The sequence below is a fragment of the Polynucleobacter sp. JS-JIR-II-50 genome, from assembly GCF_018687895.1.
GTDB lineage: Bacteria > Pseudomonadota > Gammaproteobacteria > Burkholderiales > Burkholderiaceae > Polynucleobacter.
In genome coordinates, this window is record NZ_CP061307.1 from 526179 (window position 1) to 544041 (window position 17863).

General features: G+C 47.1%; 13 protein-coding genes. 8 read left to right on the top strand and 5 right to left on the bottom strand.

Annotated features, from left to right (window positions below):
• Positions 1 to 31: 31 nt before the first annotated feature.
• Entirely contained in the window at positions 32 to 1396 is a 1365-nt protein-coding gene (gene radA, locus FD963_RS02810) for a DNA repair protein RadA (protein WP_215362841.1), read from the top strand.
• A gap of 4 nt (positions 1397 to 1400) precedes the next feature.
• On the opposite strand, the gene prmB is transcribed toward radA, so the two are convergent.
• The 3 genes from prmB to dapD are packed head-to-tail and all read right to left on the bottom strand — an operon-like array spanning position 1401 to position 4332.
• Positions 1401 to 2297 (bottom strand): 50S ribosomal protein L3 N(5)-glutamine methyltransferase, encoded by an 897-nt coding sequence (gene prmB / locus FD963_RS02815; RefSeq protein WP_215362842.1) that lies wholly within the window; start codon positions 2295 to 2297, stop codon positions 1401 to 1403.
• A 46-nt stretch (positions 2298 to 2343) separates the two neighbouring features.
• Positions 2344 to 3495 (bottom strand): succinyl-diaminopimelate desuccinylase, encoded by a 1152-nt coding sequence (gene dapE, locus FD963_RS02820; protein ID WP_215362843.1) that lies wholly within the window; start codon positions 3493 to 3495, stop codon positions 2344 to 2346.
• A gap of 9 nt (positions 3496 to 3504) precedes the next feature.
• Positions 3505 to 4332, bottom strand: coding sequence for a 2,3,4,5-tetrahydropyridine-2,6-dicarboxylate N-succinyltransferase (gene dapD, locus FD963_RS02825; protein ID WP_072583047.1), 828 nt, complete (start codon positions 4330 to 4332; stop codon positions 3505 to 3507).
• A 175-nt stretch (positions 4333 to 4507) separates the two neighbouring features.
• Between dapD and smc the strand changes: the two genes are divergently transcribed.
• Genes smc through FD963_RS02845 form a run of 4 tightly spaced genes read left to right on the top strand, consistent with a single transcriptional unit; the run spans position 4508 to position 11628 of the window.
• Positions 4508 to 8029, top strand: coding sequence for a chromosome segregation protein SMC (gene smc, locus FD963_RS02830; RefSeq protein ID WP_215362844.1), 3522 nt, complete (start codon positions 4508 to 4510; stop codon positions 8027 to 8029).
• Complete coding sequence (locus FD963_RS02835; protein WP_251367278.1) at positions 8030 to 9100, top strand: cell division protein ZipA C-terminal FtsZ-binding domain-containing protein; 1071 nt, start codon at positions 8030 to 8032, stop codon at positions 9098 to 9100. It abuts the gene before it with no gap.
• A gap of 9 nt (positions 9101 to 9109) precedes the next feature.
• The gene (gene ligA, locus FD963_RS02840) at positions 9110 to 11125 is read left to right on the top strand and encodes an NAD-dependent DNA ligase LigA (protein ID WP_215362845.1); all 2016 of its coding nucleotides are present in this window, start codon (positions 9110 to 9112) and stop codon (positions 11123 to 11125) included.
• A gap of 11 nt (positions 11126 to 11136) precedes the next feature.
• Positions 11137 to 11628, top strand: coding sequence for an NUDIX hydrolase (locus tag FD963_RS02845; RefSeq protein ID WP_215362846.1), 492 nt, complete (start codon positions 11137 to 11139; stop codon positions 11626 to 11628).
• Here the strand turns inward: FD963_RS02845 and FD963_RS02850 are convergent.
• Positions 11625 to 14222: a [protein-PII] uridylyltransferase gene (locus tag FD963_RS02850; RefSeq protein WP_215362847.1), complete on the bottom strand. Its 2598-nt coding sequence runs from the start codon at positions 14220 to 14222 to the stop codon at positions 11625 to 11627. The genes FD963_RS02845 and FD963_RS02850 overlap by 4 nt on opposite strands.
• 4 nt (positions 14223 to 14226) lie before the next feature.
• Positions 14227 to 15087 (bottom strand): type I methionyl aminopeptidase, encoded by an 861-nt coding sequence (gene map / locus FD963_RS02855; RefSeq protein WP_251367348.1) that lies wholly within the window; start codon positions 15085 to 15087, stop codon positions 14227 to 14229.
• Positions 15088 to 15331: 244 nt separating this feature from the next.
• Between map and rpsB the strand changes: the two genes are divergently transcribed.
• The 3 genes from rpsB to pyrH all read left to right on the top strand — a co-directional run bounded on the left by rpsB (position 15332) and on the right by pyrH (position 17861).
• Positions 15332 to 16081, top strand: coding sequence for a 30S ribosomal protein S2 (gene rpsB / locus FD963_RS02860; RefSeq protein ID WP_215359531.1), 750 nt, complete (start codon positions 15332 to 15334; stop codon positions 16079 to 16081).
• Entirely contained in the window at positions 16081 to 16965 is an 885-nt protein-coding gene (gene tsf / locus FD963_RS02865; protein WP_215362848.1) for a translation elongation factor Ts, read from the top strand. The genes rpsB and tsf overlap by 1 nt, the downstream gene beginning before the upstream one ends.
• A gap of 185 nt (positions 16966 to 17150) precedes the next feature.
• Entirely contained in the window at positions 17151 to 17861 is a 711-nt protein-coding gene (gene pyrH / locus FD963_RS02870) for a UMP kinase (RefSeq protein ID WP_215362849.1), read from the top strand.
• Positions 17862 to 17863 lie beyond the last annotated feature (2 nt).

Consider the following 17863-nt stretch of genomic DNA (forward strand, 5'->3'; position numbering starts at 1 on the left):
TAATTTATTTTTATATTTCATTAGGCGGATCTTGGCTAAAGTAAAAACAGTTTATATTTGCCAGTCTTGTGGTGGCACCTCTGCTAAGTGGCAGGGCCAGTGCCCATCTTGTCAGGCCTGGAATACTTTGGAAGAGGGTTTACCTGAGACGACATCTAATGCTCGCTTCCAGGGCTTGGCGCAATCACTTCCAAGACAAAAGTTATCCGCCATTAGCGCCGAAGACTTGCCGAGATTCAGCACGGGCGTTGAAGAGTTTGATCGCGTACTAGGTGGTGGCCTGGTTCCAGGTGGCGTGGTACTTTTGGGCGGTGATCCAGGAATTGGTAAATCCACTTTGCTACTGCAGGCTTTAGCAGAGATGAGTTCTGCGGGTATGAATGTGCTTTATAGCAGTGGCGAAGAATCCGCTGCGCAGATTGCTCTGCGTGCTAAGCGCATCGCATTAGATGCGCCTCAGCTTGAGGTGTTGGCTGAGATTCAGTTGGAAAAACTGATTTCGATTATGGATACCGTGAAGCCACAAGTATTGGTGGTGGATTCGATTCAGACTTTGTACTCAGAGGTATTAAGTTCGGCTCCGGGCTCTGTAGCGCAGGTGCGCGAGTGCGCAGCTCAATTAACCCGAGCCGCTAAATCAAGTGGCATCTGTGTGCTGATGGTCGGGCACGTTACAAAGGATGGGCATCTCGCTGGTCCTAGAGTCTTAGAACACATTGTCGATACTGTTTTGTATTTTGAGGGTGATACCCATTCCTCTTTCCGATTAGTACGTTCGATTAAAAATCGTTTTGGCGCTGTCAATGAGTTGGGCGTATTCGCGATGACTGAAAAAGGTCTGCGCGGTGTAACTAATCCGTCGGCGATTTTTCTGTCGCAGCATGAGCAAATGGTTCCGGGGGCTTGTGTATTGGTTACGCAAGAGGGCAGTAGACCTTTGTTGGTAGAGATTCAGGCTTTAGTTGATACAGCGCATGTGCCCAATCCCCGTCGTTTAGCCGTTGGCTTGGAGCAAGCTCGTTTAGCCATGCTTTTAGCAGTGCTACATCGCCATGCTGGCGTCGCTTGCTTTGATCAAGATGTTTTCTTAAATGCGGTAGGTGGCGTCAAGATTTCTGAGCCGGCTGCTGACTTAGCTGTTCTTCTGGCTATTCAGTCTTCGATTCGCAATCGCGCATTGCCAAAAGAGTTGATTGTCTTTGGTGAAGTTGGTTTGGCTGGTGAGATTCGTCCTTGCCCTCGTGGTCAAGAACGCTTGAAAGAAGCTGCTAAATTGGGCTTCACTGTGGCCATCATTCCAAAAGCGAATATGCCAAAGACCAAGATTCCGGGATTGAAGGTAATTCCGGTGGAGCGAATTGATCAAGCTATTGCTGCTGCTGCCGAGCTTAGTTAATTCCTTAGCGCAAGTCTTCTGCTTGAATTAATAAGACTTGCTCTTCTCCTGCGGAGACTTCCATCCAGATTGCGGGAATTTGCGGGAAAGCCCTTTTGAAATGCTCATACTCATTACCAATCTCGAGCAAAATAGCGCCGCGCTCAGATAGGTAATCGGGTGCTGAAGCAATAATGCGCCTGATGATGTCCATGCCATCCTCTCCACCAGCTAAAGCCAATTCTGGCTCCGCGTGATATTCAGCAGGGAGCGCATGCATGGAAGCGGCATTCACGTATGGTGGATTACAGATAATCAGATCAAAAAGGTTATCTTCATTTGGTTCTGGCAAAGCATCCCAAAGATCGCCATCTAATAGCTCTATTTGAGAGCTTAGGCCATGACGATCCACATTACGGGCGGCAACAGAGAGTGCGGGCATGCTGATATCGCACGCGCTCACATGAATATCCGGGCATGACAGGGCCAAGAGAATTGCTAGCGAGCCATTACCAGTGCAAAGATCAAGCGCTTTGCCATCAGCTGGCAACCAGGTCTCTAGTGAACCATCAGCTATAAGTTCTGCAATCCAGGAGCGCGGAACAATACTTTGCTCGCTGCAGAAAAAAGGCACGCCCATCAGCCAGGCTTCACCCAAGATGTAGGCGAGTGGTTTACGTGTCGAGATTCTGGCGTTGGCAACGGCGGATGCGTTTTGCTGCTGCTCATCGGATATTGCATCATCCAGGTGATCTAACGCTTCTGCTGGGCTGAGATTAAGTTGTTTGCTCACAATCCACAAAGCTTCACTTTGGGCATCAATTGCTCCGTGGCCGTAATGTAAGTTTGCTGCTTCGAGCATTTGTGCAATCTGATTGATGCACTGGTTTACTGTGAGGTGTTGCTGAGACTCAGGGTCCATGATGGAGGGGTTCTTTAGGAGAAAAGTCGGGTGCGCAATTGATCGATCAAGCGATTAACTGTTCGAGGGTCTTGCGATAGATATTTTTGAGTGGCACGACATCGTCAACGATGACACACTCATCAATCTTGTGACTAGTCGCATTGAGGGGGCCAAACTCCACGACCTCTTTGCAAATCTTGGCGATAAAGCGGCCATCACTGGTACCACCAGTAGTGGAAAGTTCTGTATCAATGTTGGCTTCTGCTTTGATGGCCTTGCGTAATGCTCCAGCCAGATCACCATCACCAGTGATGAACGGGCTACCGCCCAATACCCAGTCAATCTCAAACTCTAAACCGGCATCCTTCAAAATCTTTTCTAGACGCTCACGGAGTTGCTCTGGCTTACTCTCGGTGGAGAAGCGGAAGTTAAAGTCGATCACCAACTCACCAGGAATCACGTTATTAGCACCGGTGCCAGCATGCACGTTGGAGATCTGAAAGCTGGTGGGTTGGAAGTATTCATTACCTTTGTCCCATTCAGTTTCTACTAATGCAGAAATTGCTGGCGCAGAAAGATGAATTGGATTCTTGCCAAGGTGAGGGTAAGCAATGTGCGCCTGAATACCTTTCACCTTGAGCTTTCCTGACAGAGAGCCCCGACGACCATTCTTAATCATGTCGCCAAGCCGATCAACTGAAGTCGGTTCACCAATGACGCAGTAGTCCAAACGCTGACCTTGTTTTTGTAGACGATCGCACATAATGACTGTGCCATCGTTAGCGGGACCTTCTTCATCGCTAGTGATTAAGAAAGCAATGGTGCCCTGATGATCTGGGTGTGTAGTGACAAACTCTTCTGTAGCAACCACAAAACCAGCGAGGGATGTTTTCATATCCGCTGCGCCACGACCATAAAGCATGCCGTCACGAATGGTTGGGGTAAAGGGGTTGTTTGTCCACTTCTCTAATGGGCCTGTAGGCACTACATCGGTATGGCCTGCAAATACCAAGACTTTGCCTTGATCGCCAGCTGCACCTTTTTTAATTGCCCACAAGTTGGTTACCTGAAAATTTTCAGGGCCACTCACCACGCTCTCGGTATGAAAACCAATTGCTTGAAGACGTTTAGCAATTAAATCTTGGCAGCCACCATCGGCCGGGGTTACGGAATGGCAGGCGATGAGAGCTTCGGTGAGCTCAAGTGTGGCGCTCATGGATTTAACTTAGTCGCGGAGTAATTCGTTAATAGCTGTCTTTGCTCTTGTTTGAGCATCAACCTTCTTAACAATGATTGCGGCATACAAGCTGTACTTGCCGCAAGCAGAAGGAAGTGAGCCTGGAACAACTACTGAACCAGCTGGAACGCGACCGTAGTGCACTTCGCCAGTTTCGCGGTCATAAATTTTGGTGCTTTGGCCAATATAGACACCCATAGATAAAACAGCGTTTTCTTCGATTACAACGCCTTCAACCACCTCAGAGCGGGCGCCAATAAAGCAGTTATCTTCAATAATCACTGGGCCAGCTTGGATTGGCTCCAAAACACCGCCAATACCAACGCCGCCAGAAAGGTGAACGTTTTTGCCAATTTGGGCGCAAGAACCTACGGTTGCCCAGGTATCGACCATCGTGCCTTCACCAACATAGGCGCCAATATTGACGTAGGAAGGCATTAAAACAGCGTTTTTGCCGATAAATGAGCCGCGGCGGGCCATGGCAGGGGGAACCACGCGGAATCCACCAGCAGCAAAGTCGGCGGCAGTGTAGTTTTCAAACTTGCTAGGAACCTTATCGTAGAACTGGGTAAACCCACCAGCACTCATAGGTTGATTGTCTTCGAGGCGGAAAGAAAGCAAAACGGCCTTCTTAACCCATTGATTTACTTCCCACTTACCGACGTCACGGCGCTCAGCCACGCGAATAGTACCGGCATTAAGGCCCTCTAACACGGCATTTACGGCATTACGGACATCCCCAGGGGCGCTATCTGGAGAGAGGTTTGCGCGGTTTTCCCAGGCTTGTTCAATGATGTTTTGTGGTGATTGGCTCATGCTTTTTAGTTAACTATCAGATTGTTAAGGGATTTTGTCCCGGGAGGTAGATTTATCATTATATAGATGGGGCAAAAACGCGTCCAAGCAGGCAAGAGCTTGCTATCATCTTCCCACTTTAGCTTTAATTTTTCACCCCTTTATTTGAACCTCTTTTTTCCCTGCAAAGTACGCCGTGCAACTGAAATCCATCAAACTTTCCGGCTTTAAGTCTTTCGTAGACCCAACCCATTTTGAAATGCCTGGCCAACTCATTGGCGTTGTGGGTCCTAACGGTTGCGGAAAGTCGAACATTATTGACGCCGTCCGCTGGGTTTTGGGAGAATCCCGTGCCAGCGAATTGCGTGGCGAATCGATGCAGGACGTTATTTTTAATGGCTCTGGTTTACGTAAGCCATCTGGCCGCGCTAGTGTTGAACTCATTTTTGATAACACTGAAGGGCGCGCTCAAGGTCAGTGGAGTGCTTTTACAGAATTAGGTATCAAACGCGTTTTAACTCGTGATGGAAATTCGAGCTATTACGTTAATAACCAAGTAGTACGTCGTAAAGATATTCAAGATATTTTCTTGGGCACCGGTATGGGTCCAAGAGGTTACGCCATTATTGGTCAAGGCACGATCAACCGTATTCTGGAAGCGAAGCCAGAAGAGTTGCGTGTGTTCTTGGAAGAGGCTGCTGGTGTTTCTAAATACAAAGAGCGCCGCAAAGAAACTGCCTCACGTTTAGAGGACACTGTAGAAAATTTAACGCGAGTTGAAGATATCTTGCGAGAGCTTGATCAGCAACTCACTCGCTTAGAAAAACAAGCGACTGTTGCTGAGCGTCACGCTGAGCTTTCTACACAGATGAAGTCTCAGCAACAACTGCTTTGGTTTGTGCGTCAGACCGAGGCCGGGAAAGAGCAAGAGCGCCATGCGAACGGTATCCGCGATACGCAAGTTGGCTTGGAAGAGCAGACCGCTAAGCTGCGCCACGTCGAGGCTGAGCTAGAAACCATGCGTACACAACAGTACGCATTACAAGATAAAGTTTCTCAAGCGCAAGGTGATTTATATCAAACCAATTCTGACGTCAGTCAGGTTGAGGCGCAGATTCTTTATGTGCAAGAAGCGCGTCAACGTTTGCAGCAACAAACTCAGGATCTACAAGCGCAGTTACAGCGCTGGACTGTGCAAGAAACAGATGCAGCACAAGCGCAGCGTACTACTGAGTATGAGTTGTCTTTAGCTGCTGAAAAAGAACAAACACTCTTAGCGGATTTAAATGGTTTGCAAGAGCAAATGCCAAGTCGTGAAGAGGCATATCAAAATGCCTCACGTGAACTCAATAGCGCACGTGATTCAGTTGCTTCTATTGAGCAACGTTTAGCCAGTTTGGGTGAGCGCCTGCGTTCAATGTCAGCTCAGTCAGATGAATTGAAGGGGCGCGAGACTCGCCTTGTTGGTGAATTCGATGGCTTACGTCGTCCTGATGCTGAAGCTTTACAAACAGCAATAGATCGTCAGGTCATGGCTGCCCGTAAAGTGGAAGAGGCTAAGCAGCGCGCTGTTGAAACCCAACAACGCGTCCCGGCTGCTGATGAAGCCCGTAATACTGCTCAACAACAGATTCAAGTAGCTAATCAAGATCTTGCTCAAACTGAAGCCAAGTTGACCGCATTGACTGCCTTGCAGGCCAGCGTCCAGGCTCAAGGGAAGATTGGACCTTGGCTTGAAAGTAAGGGTCTTAAAGAGAGTAAGCGCCTCTGGCAAGAGCTCAAAGTAGAAAGTGGCTGGGAAACTGCGCTGGAATCTGTACTGCGTGAGCGTTTGGCTGCGGTGACCGCAAAGAGCGTACAAGAAACATTGGCCTTGGCTAATGATGCCCCTCCAAGTCGTTTAGCAATTTTGCTCACCGAAGAAATCACGCCAGCACATACCTCAGCTCCTGCGGACTTCACGCCATTATTGAGTCGCGTGCAAAGTGCAGGCGCCCCAAGACTGACATCTGTATTGCAAGAGTGGTTAGACAAGATCTACATTGCTAGCAGTCTTGAAGATGCTTTGCATCGCCGTGAAAAATTACCGGCTGGTGGCGCATTTGTTACCCAACAAGGTCATTTAGTGAGTCGTGTTGGCGTACAACTATATGCAGCTGATTCTGAGCAAGCTGGTATGTTGGCGCGTGCTCAAGAGATGGAAAGTCTTGAGAAGCAATTGCGCGCACAACAACTCATGCAAAGTGAGCTCAAGGGTGAGTTGGATCAATGTGTTGCTAACTATCAAGCAGCTCACCAAGCAGCAGAACAAGCTCGTGAGAATGCAGAACATGCTGTTCAAGAATCACACGGCTTTGAAGTGGAAAGAATGCAGTTGACTCAAGCTGAAGAGCAATACAGTCAACGTGCAGCGCAGATTCAGGGTGAATTAAGTGAGTTGCGCCAACAGATGGAGCAAGTGAGTCAGACCCAAGAGCAGTCTGCTGCTGAGTTGCTTGAATCTGAAGAATCTAAAGAAGGCTTGCAAGAAGCTTTGCAAGTAGCGCAAGAAAAATTAGAGCGCTCTACTGAAGAGCGCGATCGTTTGCGTGAGTCACTCCGTTCTGCTGAAATGTCTGCTCAAGAGGCGGCCTTTGCAACGCGTTCATTGCAACAGCGCATCACTGATTTGCAACGTGATCAAAGTACCGCCCGTACTCAGATCATGGAAATTCAGGATAAGCATGATGCCGCCGCTCAAGAACTAGAAACTCTGAGCGACGAAGAGGCCCAAGATAAATTACAAGGTCTATTACTAGCCCGCAGTGCACGTGAAGCAGCTTTGGCAAATGCTCGTACTGAGCAGGATGCTTTATTACATCAGTTGCGCGAAGCCGATGAGTCCCGTATGCAAGTTGAGCGCAGCCTACAGCCAATGCGTGACAAAGTGGTGGATTTGCAATTGCGTGAGCAGGCTGCTCGTTTGAACTTTGAGCAATTTGCCACATTGTTATCTGATGCAGAGGCTGACCTTACTGCACTTGAGGCAAATTTCAGTGCCGACTTAAAAGTTGGCGCCTTGCAGAGCGAAGTTAATCGCTTGAATACTGAAATTCAGTCTTTAGGCCCAGTCAATATGGCTGCTTTGGATGAGTTATCAAGCTCTCGTGAGCGCAAGCAGTTCTTGGATGCGCAGTCTGCCGACTTGAATGAAGCAATGCAGACTCTGACAGATGCGATCGCCAAAATCGATGCTGAAACACGAGACTTATTACAGGGCACTTTTGACCAGGTCAATACCCACTTCGGCAAGCTCTTCCCTGAGCTGTTCGGTGGCGGTCATGCTGAATTGGTAATGACTGGTGAAGAGATTTTGGATTCTGGTGTACAGGTCATGGCCCAGCCTCCTGGTAAGAAAAACAGTTCTATTTACCTCCTCTCTGGTGGTGAAAAGGCCTTGACTGCCATTGCCTTGGTATTCTCGCTCTTCCTCCTGAACCCAGCCCCATTTTGCTTACTCGATGAGGTAGACGCTCCATTGGATGATGCAAATACCTTGCGTTATGCAAATCTAGTTGCCAAAATGTCAGATAAGACACAGTTTTTGTTTATCTCTCATAACAAGATCACTATGGAAATCGCTCATCAACTCATTGGCGTCACTATGCAAGAGCAGGGTGTATCCCGCATTGTTGCGGTGGATATTTCTTCTGCTGTTTCAATGGTGGAGGCCGCCTAAGTGTACGTAGAACAAATCATGACGATGTTGGGTTTGTCTGATTTGCAATTAGCACTGGCTGTTATTGGCCTATTAATACTGATAGCAGTGGCGGTTTTGAATATTAAGTATGCTCGCGCCCGTCGTAAGGCAAAAGAGGAAAGTGAATATTCTGCAGATGATCGCTTTGGAAAAGAGCCGAGTTTTGGTCAAGGTTTTGCTGACAGTGATGTAGGGCGCACTGAGCCCAGCTTCGGCGAAGTAATCACAACGATTTCAGCCCCAGAAAAGTTTGCGATTGATCCGCGGATTGATTGTGTCATCACACTGCGCTTTGATGAGGCTATTAGTGGTTCAGAAATTCTGGCAGAAATTAATGCCTGGACGGATCTTGAGGCTCAATCAACAGCTCGCTGGATGTGCGAAGGCTTAAATGCCAACCTAGATGTTGCTGAAGACTGGGAAGAACTCCATCCTGACTCTACGTATTCTGATTTACAGCTAGCCATTCAGTTAGCAAGCCGCAAAGGTGCTATCGGTGTTCTAGAGCTATCTGATTTTTGCTCTCGCGCCCAAGCGCTCGCAGAAACGTTGGGCTCCCAAATCGATATGCCGAGCGTGAGCACGATGTTGGAAAGCGCTAATGAATTAGATGTCATGGCTGCCGAGAGCGACATTCAATTGAGTATCAATGTCCTTTTTGATGAACCATGTCCGTGGGGTAACTTTGATGCGCTCATGCGTCAACGTGGATTTAAGTTATCTCGTAATGGCCGTCAATATGAATATCTCAGCAAAGGCGTAGTGCTGTTTAGTAGCACTGATTTTGATCCAAATAAATCGGTAACTCAGGTGACCTTATTACTTGAAGTTCCCTTGGTGCCACAAGAAGAGCGTGCATTTGAAAGAATGCTCTCTGAAGGGGTGGAGATTGCACAAGCAGCTCATGGGCGCTTGGTAGATGACAGTGGCATCAATTTGAGTGAGGCTGCGGTCATCAGTATTCGTCAGCATCTCGATGTTCTCTATGCCAATCTTGAGAAATCTGGCGTTCCAGCTGGATCTTCTACAGCTAGCAGACTATTTAGCTAGGAAATCACGTTGTCGTCCACTAGTCCGACAAATTTAGCGGAGCGTTACGCATTCTTGCAAGCCGAGCTTGCTCGTCTGGAGCATGCCTATTACGTTTTAGATAATCCGCTTTTACCTGATATTGAATATGACCGCCTCTATAGGGAGTTGATTGATATTGAGGCTACTCATCCCGAGTGGGTTACCCCAGAATCTTTATCTCAGCGGGTGGGTGGAGCAGCATTAAAGGAGTTTGATTCGGTTACTCATGCAGTGCCAATGCTTTCCTTAAATAATGCATTTGAAGATAGTGAGCTGATTGCCTTTGATCGCCGTTGTCGCGAAGCCTTGCACGTGGATCATGTGACTTATGCGGGTGAGCTAAAGTTTGATGGCCTGGCAATCTCCCTTCGTTATGAAAATGGCTCGCTGGTAACAGCAGCAACCCGAGGTGACGGTGCTAGCGGTGAAGATGTCACTGCCAATATCAAAACGATTCGCGCCATTCCACTAAAGCTCACTGGTAGGAATGTTCCGAAAGTCCTAGAAGTGCGGGGTGAAGTCTTTATGTATCTCAAAGACTTCGAGAAAATGAATCGACAAGCGGCAGAGTTGGGTGAGAAAGAGTTCGCCAACCCTCGCAATGCTGCAGCAGGTAGCCTTCGTCAATTGGATTCTAAGATCACCGCTAAACGGCCACTTTCTTTCTTTGCTTATGGCTTAGGTGCGCTAGAGCCCCAATCTTGGTTGCCTAAAACCCATGAAGAATTACTCAATGCTTATGCTGAGCTAGGTTTGCCTGTTTGCTCTGAGCGTAAGGTTTTGCATTCGGTAGAAGAGATCTTGGCCTTCTATAACGAGATAGGCGCAAAAAGAGATGCATTGCCGTATGACATTGATGGTGTGGTCTATAAGGTGAACTCATTTGCTGAGCAAGCTAAGCTAGGCTTTGTATCAAGAGCCCCTAGGTTTGCGCTTGCTCATAAGTACCCAGCGCAAGAAGCGCTAACGACTGTCTTGGGTATTGATGTGCAAGTAGGGCGCACAGGTGCGATTACTCCAGTTGCCAGATTAGCGCCAGTAGAGGTTGGTGGTGTAACTGTTACCAATGCAACCTTACACAATGAAGATGAGGTCAAGCGCAAAGATGTGCGTATTGGCGATACCGTATCAGTGCGAAGGGCGGGTGATGTAATTCCTGAGGTGGTCTCAGTCATTAAGGATCGACGTCCAGCCGATGCAGCAGAATTTGTAATGCCAACCAACTGCCCGGTATGTGATTCCCATATCGAGCGCTTAGCAGATGAAGCGGTTGCGCGTTGTAGTGGCGGATTATTCTGCGGTGCGCAGCGCAAGCAGGCCTTAATTCACTTTGCCCACAGAAGAGCGCTGGATATTGAAGGTCTAGGTGAGAAGATTGTGGATCAATTGGTCGATCACAATCTAGTAAGAACACCCGCAGATCTATACAGATTAGGCTTCACAGCGCTAGCTAATCTAGAGCGTATGGGTGAGAAGTCTGCAGATAACCTCATTCAGGCAATCAACCAATCCAGAAACACGACCTTAGCCAGATTTATCTTTGCCTTGGGAATTCGTCATGTGGGCGAAACTACCGCCAAGGATCTAGCTAATCATTATCAATCGATGCATGCCTTAATGGATGCAAATCTTGAAGATCTGCTCATAGTAAAAGATGTAGGTCCAGTTGTTGCAGACTCGATCACGAGCTTTATGCAAGAAGCGCATAACCGAGAAGTCATGGAGCAGTTACTGGCCTCAGGAATGCAACTTGCCGTAGAGGAAAAAGTCATTAGCGCAGCTGTTGCAGGAAAGACCTTTGTCCTAACGGGCACATTCCCAACCATGACAAGAGATGAAGCAAAAGATCTCCTTGAAAAAGCAGGCGCAAAAGTGGCTGGATCAGTTTCTAAGAAAACTGATTATGTTGTTGCGGGCGCAGATTCAGGTAGCAAATTGACTAAAGCTGAGGAACTAGGTGTTCCGGTAATTGACGAAGCAGCAATGCTTGAGCTTCTTAAATAGTTTCTTTTTGCGTGAATATATTTTCTGAAATTGCCATTCGGGCGCGTAATACCATTTATGAGGATCAGTGCAATATCATCCTATCGTCTTCTAGTCCATTTTCTCGTGTAACAACCCAGGGTCACATCACCGCCAGCGGCTTAGTCATCAAGGATGACAAAGCCTTGCTCATTTTTCATCCGTACATCAAGCGTTGGTTTCAGCCTGGCGGCCACATTGATGAAGGTGAGTCTCCAGTTGAGACTGCAATCAGAGAGGTTTATGAAGAAACCGGTTACGTTTGTGAGATAGACCCCGATAATCAAGAGCTCCTTGATATTGATATCCATGAAATCCCCGCCAACCCTAAAAAGGGTGAGCCCGCTCATTTACATATTGACCTGCTTTATGGGTTGAAGGTTTTACGGCAAGAACAATCTATGGAAGATATTGAGTGCCGGTGGCTTACCTTAACTGACATTGAAAGTGCTCGTATTCAACGTGTATTAGCTAAGTTGTCTTAAGCCCCTAAAGCCTCAAGTAGTTCAGTTTCAAGTTGTATCTGCAGCTTTGGATTCTTGCCCAGGTTTGCTGCATCCAAGAGCAGGATGTCTTCCACTCTTTCTCCCAGGGTATTAATTCTGGCAGTATGAATAGAGACCTGATGCTTCGCTAACACTCTAGAGATTGTATAGAGCAGGCCGGTACGGTCACTCGCTGAGAGTGCCAGTGTGTAATAGCGGCCACGATCATCCGGAACCATATGCACGCGTGGCTGAATTGGGAATGTACGTGATTGTCTTGAGAGGCGACCCATGCTTGGATTGGGCAGTGGCTCCGCATTGGTTAAAGCCTCAGTTAACTCGAACTCTACCAGCTGAATAATGTCGCGATAGCTACCGCCTTCATCCACCAAGTTACTACCCGAGATTTGGAAGGTGTCTAAAGCATAGCCATGACGTGTCGTATGAATGCGGGCATCCCAAATTGAGAAACCATGCCTTTCAAAGTAAGCGCAAATTCTGGCAAACAGATCTTCTTGGTCCTTAACGTAAACAGCAACTTGCAAGCCCTCGCCAATAGGGGACAGCCTTGCCCTCACAATAGGTTGATCGCTATTGACCTTGTTGTATAGATGACGTGTGAGCCAAGCAATGTCAGATGAGTCCTGTCTTAGGAAGAAGGCTACATCTAATTGCTTCCATAGATCTTCATATGATTCATCATTAATGCCATACAGACGTAATTTAGCTTTGGATTCTTCTTGGTGTTGTGCTAATTCTGATAAGGCATCTGTCTTAGCTCCGCCCAGCACCCTAAGTGTTGCGCGATAGAGATCTTCTAGGAGTTTGCCTTTCCAGGCATTCCAAACTTTAGGACTGGTTCCGCGTACGTCGGCTACCGTTAATAGGTACAGCGCAGTGAGATGACGTTCATCACCTACCTTTTTCGCAAATGCCCTCACCACATCGGGATCGGTAATGTCTTGTTTCTGAGCGGTTTGACTCATGTTGAGATGCTCAGCAACCAACCATACCAATAGCTCAGTATCTTTTTTATCTAAGCCATGATCCTTGGCGAACTTGCGCATGTCAGCTCTGCCTAATTGCGAGTGATCGCCACCACGTCCTTTGGCAATGTCATGGAAGAGTGCGGCAATGACTAGTAACCATGGTTTCTCAAAGTGAGCAATGAGACTGCTGCAGAAGGGGAATTCATGTGTATGTTCAACGACCATGAAGCGGCGCACATTCCGCAGCACCATCAAGATGTGTTGATCAACGGTATAGATATGAAATAAGTCATGCTGCATCTGCCCAACAATCTTGCGGAAGGCTGGAAGGTAGCGACCTAAAACGCTACTGCGATTCATGAGGTGAAAGGCGCGACTGACGCCTTCGGGCTGCTTCAATAGCTCAATAAAGAGCGCTCTATTGATTGGGTCGGCGCGCCACTTGCTATCCATCTTGGTGCGAGCGTTATAGAGAGCTCTAAAAATAGTTGCAGATAAGCTCTTTACATTCGATGCTTGGGCAAATACCAAGAAGGTTCTCAGAATCTGTTCGGGATGATTCTGAAAAAGTTGGGGATCGGTAATATCCAACACCCCTTGACGCTCAATAAAGTGCTCGTTACCTTCGCCTGGAATGGCGAGAATCGTTTTGGACTCTTGCGGAAAGAGCAGGGCTTCAATATTTTGCAAGAGAACGTCATTTAATTGGGTAACCGCTTTTGCTGCCCAGTAGTAGCGACGCATGATAGCTTCACTTGCTTGGCGTGAGGATTCTTCCGTGATTCCCATTGAGGCTGCCAATGCTGCCTGCAAATCAAATGCAAGAACGTCTTGCCTACGCCCCGCTAACAAATGGAGGTTGGCGCGTAGGGTTTCCAAGAAGCGTTGATTGCGTTTGAGTTCGGTGAGTTCGCGCTGCGTCACCAGACCAGCTTCATTGAGGTCTTTAAAGGTATCACCCAATAATGCAGCCTTACTAACCCAGGTGATGACCTGTAAGTCACGCAAGCCCCCAGGACTCTCTTTGCAATTAGGCTCTAAAGAATAAGGAGTGTTCTGGTATTTGTAATGACGCTGAATTTGTTCAGCTTGTTTGGCCTGAAAAAAGGCTTTCGGATCCATTGCCGCTTCAAAGGCTTTGGCAAAGTCTTTGAATAACTGTTTATTACCGCAAATGAGGCGAGCCTCCAATAGAGATGTGCGTACAGTAATGTCTTGCTCGGACTCTGACATACATTCAGCCACACTTCTGACTGAAGAGCCTATTTCCAATCCTGTATCCCAACAGCTTGCAACAAATTGCTCAACTTGCTTTGATAACGCTCTAGCCTTTTCTTCATCCGCTGGAAGCAGAATTAATATATCAATATCAGAGTAGGGAAATAGCGCGCCTCTACCAAAGCCGCCAACCGCAACTAATGTTGCTTCATTATTTAAGGCGCAGGCATTCCATAAATGACTGAGGAGTTGATCGCTTAACTTGGAAAGTTGCTTAGTTAATTTACCAACAGATTGTGTTTTTCTAAATTCGTCATAAGCTATTTCCCGAGCGGCACGCAGGCTAGCTGCATCAATAATATTGCTAACTGCTTGCGACTGACTCATTCTATTAAGCGCTTACTAATGTCGGTCTAAATGAAAGACCCTTGACGCAATCAGGAGGTGGGTTGCTACCTTCTGACCAAGTCAGCACCTCAACGCCTGTCGGGGTAACCAACAGCGTATGCTCCCATTGGGCTGACAAGCTACGATCTTTTGTCTTCACTGTCCACTGGTCAGGCATGGTGCGAATGTCTCGTTTGCCCGCGTTGATCATTGGCTCGATCGTAAAGGTCATGCCAACTTCTAACTTTTCACCAGTACCTGGTTTGCCATAGTGCAGAATCTGTGGGTCCTGGTGGAATACTTTGCCAATGCCATGCCCGCAGTATTCGCGCACGACTGAGTAACCTGCTTTTTCAGCGTGGGTCTGTATTACGTGACCGATATCGCCAAGTGATGCACCTGGTTTAACTTGAGCAATTCCTAACCACATGCATTCAAAAGTAATTTGTGTGAGGCGTTTAGCCATGACAGAAACTTCACCCACCATAAACATGCGACTTGTATCGCCGTAGTAACCATCAGGAGTAATCACAGTGATGTCTAGGTTTGCAACATCACCGGTCTTGAGAACTTTGTCTCCTGGGATGCCGTGGCAGATCACATCATTTACAGAAGTACAGATGGATGCTGGAAAGGGCGGGTATCCAGGCGGCTGATAATTTAATGGAGCCGGAATGGTCTTTTGGACATCGCGCATGTATTCATGACAAATCCGATCCAATTCGCCTGTGGTAACTCCCGCCTTAACGTGAGGAGCCACATGATCCAAAACTTCGCTAGCTAAGCGGCCAGCTTCGCGCATCCCAAGGATGTCTTTTTCTGCAGTAAATACACTATTCATGCCTTGATTATCAACGACTTGGATAGTTTTGGCTTGGTCAGATTGCCTAAATATTAGGCAAATATCCCATTTTTGGGGCTTCTAGGGGCTCTTTTGAGAGTTGACCCCTTTTATTGCTTGGGGGCGAAGGTGGCTAGAGCATTGATATTTAAGCTATAATTTCGTTCTCAGGTCTATTTTGGACTTGAAATCGCGAGTTGAGCCTTCCAGGGTGGCGTTTTTTAGCGCAGCTAGGACTCAACTTTAGAAACAACCCTTAGGAGAAGTTATGTCAGTAACTATGCGTCAAATGCTGGAAGCCGGTTGCCATTTTGGTCACCAAACCCGTTTCTGGTCCCCAAGAATGGCCCCTTATATTTTCGGCCATCGCAACAAAATCCACATCATCAACTTGGAAAAAACATTGCCAATGTTTCAGGACGCCCTGAAATTTGCAAAACAAGTTGCTTCTAATCGTGGCACTATTTTATTTGTTGGTACTAAGCGTCAATCACGCGAGATCATTGCTGAAGAAGCTGCTCGTGCTGGTATGCCTTACATCGACAGCCGTTGGTTGGGTGGCACACTCACCAACTTCAAAACTGTTAAAGGTTCCCTCAAGCGTTTGAAAGACATGGCAGTTGCTAAAGAAGCTGGTGACTGGGAAAAGCTTTCAAAGAAAGAGGCTTTGACTAATGACCGTGATCTCGACAAATTGCAAAAAGCACTTGGCGGTATTCAAGATTTGAATGGCGTTCCTGATGCAATTTTTGTAGTGGACGTTGGCTATCACAAGATTGCTATTACTGAAGCTAACAAGCTTGGTATTCCAGTAATCGCTGTTGTAGATACCAACCACTCACCAGAAGGTGTTGATTACATCATTCCTGGTAACGATGACTCCAGCAAAGCGGTTCTCCTTTACGCACGCGGCATTGCAGATGCAATCCTCGAAGGCAAAGCTAACTCTGTTCAAGAAATCTTGACAGCAGTTAAAGAAGGTGAAGAAGAGTTTGTTGAAGAAGGGAAGGCTGAATAATGGCCGCTATTACCGCTGCAATGGTTGGCGAGTTACGCGCCAAAACTGATGCTCCGATGATGGAGTGCAAAAAGGCTTTGACTGAGGCTGATGGTGATATGGCTCGTGCAGAAGAAATTCTGCGCGTTAAGCTAGGTAGCAAGGCTGGTAAAGCAGCTTCTCGTGTAACGGCTGAAGGTATCGTTGCTACTTCTATCAATGACACTGCTGGCGCCTTGTTAGAAGTGAACTGCGAAACTGACTTTGTTTCTAAGAATGATGATTTCTTGGCATTTGTAAATGACTGCGTGAAGTTGGTTGCTGAAAATAACCCGACTGACGTTGCTGCATTGTTAGCATTGCCATTGAATGGTCAAACTGTTGATGAAGTTCGTAGCGCATTGATCGGCAAGATCGGCGAGAACATCATGCCACGTCGCTTTAAGCGTTTTGCTGGCAGCAGCAAGTTGGTTTCTTACCTCCATGGCGCCCGTATTGGTGTAATGGTTGAGTTTGAAGGTGATGAGACTGCCGCTAAAGACGTTGCAATGCACATTGCTGCAATGAAGCCAGTAGCTTTATCGATGGCTGACGTTCCTGCAGAAGCAATTGCTGTAGAGCGTAGCGTTGCCGTTCAAAAAGCTGCTGAATCCGGTAAACCACCAGAAATCGTTGAAAAGATGGTTGAAGGCTCTATTCAGAAGTACCTCAAAGAGGTTTCTTTGTTGAACCAGACTTTCGTTAAAAACGACAAGCAATCTGTAGAGCAAATGCTCAAGGCTGCGAATACAACAATCAAGGGTTTCACCATGTTTGTTGTAGGCGAGGGCATTGAGAAGCGTCAAGACGACTTTGCGGCTGAAGTAGCTGCACAAGTGGCTGCCGCCTCTAAAGCAACAGCTTAATAGGCTAGTTTGGGGCTTGCCCCGCTAGTTGGTAATACCCAAAAGGGCATAGAAACCTTAGTTTCTGTGCCCTTTTCTTTGATCCCTCCCAAGCCCTTTATAATTTGGCGGAGATATTAAAAAGTGCTTAAAGATCAATAAGCTAAGTAAGTAAATTACTTGGCAAATTACGGAAAATAAAAAACATGCCAGCCTACAAACGAGTCCTCCTAAAACTATCTGGTGAAGCCCTTATGGGTGATGATGCTTTTGGCATCAATCCAATCACTATCGATTCCATGGTTAAGGAAATCGCCGATATTGTGAATATTGGAGTAGAGCTAGCAATTGTGATTGGCGGCGGAAACATTTTCCGCGGAGTTGCAGGTGGTGCCGCCGGTATGGATCGCGCAACTGCCGATTACATGGGTATGTTGGCAACCATGATGAATTCCTTAGCATTGCAAGATGCCTTGCGTCAAAAAGGTGTTGAGGCGCGCGTGCAATCTGCACTACGTATGGACCAAGTTGTTGAACCCTATATTCGTCCACGTGCAATTCGCGCTATGGGCGAGGGTAAGGTTGTTATTTTCGCAGCTGGTACGGGCAATCCTTTCTTCACAACTGATACTGCCGCTGCTCTGCGTGGGGCTGAGATGAATGTTGAGATTATGCTCAAAGCAACGAAGGTGGATGGTATTTACAGTGCCGATCCAGTAAAAGATCCAACTGCCACCTTATATAAAACTATTACGTTTGACGAAGCGTTAATCAAGAATCTACAAGTCATGGATGCAACTGCATTTGCATTGTGCCGTGATCGTAAATTACCAATCAAAGTATTTTCAATTCTCAAGCCAGGCGCATTAATGCGTGTAGTGCAAGGTGAACCTGAAGGTACTTTAGTACACGTTTAATA

Bases quoted from the DNA above. Each gene is read 5' to 3' on its own strand.
- prmB (WP_215362842.1), bottom strand. From the start codon at position 2,297: ATGGACCCTGAGTCTCAGCAACACCTCACAGTAAACCAGTGCATCAAT.
- dapE (WP_215362843.1), bottom strand. From the start codon at position 3,495: ATGAGCGCCACACTTGAGCTCACCGAAGCTCTCATCGCCTGCCATTCC.
- dapD (WP_072583047.1), bottom strand. From the start codon at position 4,332: ATGAGCCAATCACCACAAAACATCATTGAACAAGCCTGGGAAAACCGC.
- FD963_RS02850 (WP_215362847.1), bottom strand. From the start codon at position 14,222: ATGAGTCAGTCGCAAGCAGTTAGCAATATTATTGATGCAGCTAGCCTG.
- rpsB (WP_215359531.1), top strand. From the start codon at position 15,332: ATGTCAGTAACTATGCGTCAAATGCTGGAAGCCGGTTGCCATTTTGGT.
- tsf (WP_215362848.1), top strand. From the start codon at position 16,081: ATGGCCGCTATTACCGCTGCAATGGTTGGCGAGTTACGCGCCAAAACT.
- pyrH (WP_215362849.1), top strand. From the start codon at position 17,151: ATGCCAGCCTACAAACGAGTCCTCCTAAAACTATCTGGTGAAGCCCTT.